The organism is Gluconobacter sp. P1D12_c (assembly GCF_018812105.1).
GTDB classification, from domain to species: Bacteria; Pseudomonadota; Alphaproteobacteria; order Acetobacterales; family Acetobacteraceae; genus Gluconobacter; species Gluconobacter oxydans_A.
The window spans coordinates 1-354 of sequence record NZ_JACSIQ010000900.1 but is presented as its reverse complement, the minus strand read 5'-3'; the positions used below and the strand labels follow the sequence as shown (position 1 = coordinate 354).

Here is a 354-nt window from a genome sequence, read left to right as displayed (position 1 = left end):
CAATCAGATGACGGCAAGAGGTTGTCAGCAGACGAAGCTGGGCCTGCAACGATCGCATGGTGACAATCGCTTTGTCACGGATCCGGTGCTCGGCACGGCGCATCATGCTTCCGAGGAGTTTGTCCATCATTGTGAGGGCCGCGTCGGTTAGAACCTCCTCAAGTCGGACCCCGGCTGCCACCAGAATGGCGTAACGACGGGATGACCGAAGCTCGGCCAGATGCTGGGGCGTAATCCGGGCAGCTTCTTCGCTCAAACGGTCAAAGGCCACACGCGGTATGGTCGTGGCGCGAGCGCTGTCGAGGTTCAGGGATCGTACACACTCCAGGCGTTCCAGCAATCGCAGGATATTGC

The 354-nt window shown here is 59.6% G+C and carries 1 pseudogene; it reads right to left on the bottom strand.

Going from position 1 to position 354, the window contains the following annotated elements:
• Window positions 1-354: pseudogene (locus KP705_RS19710) on the bottom strand (Tn3 family transposase); the annotation flags it as partial.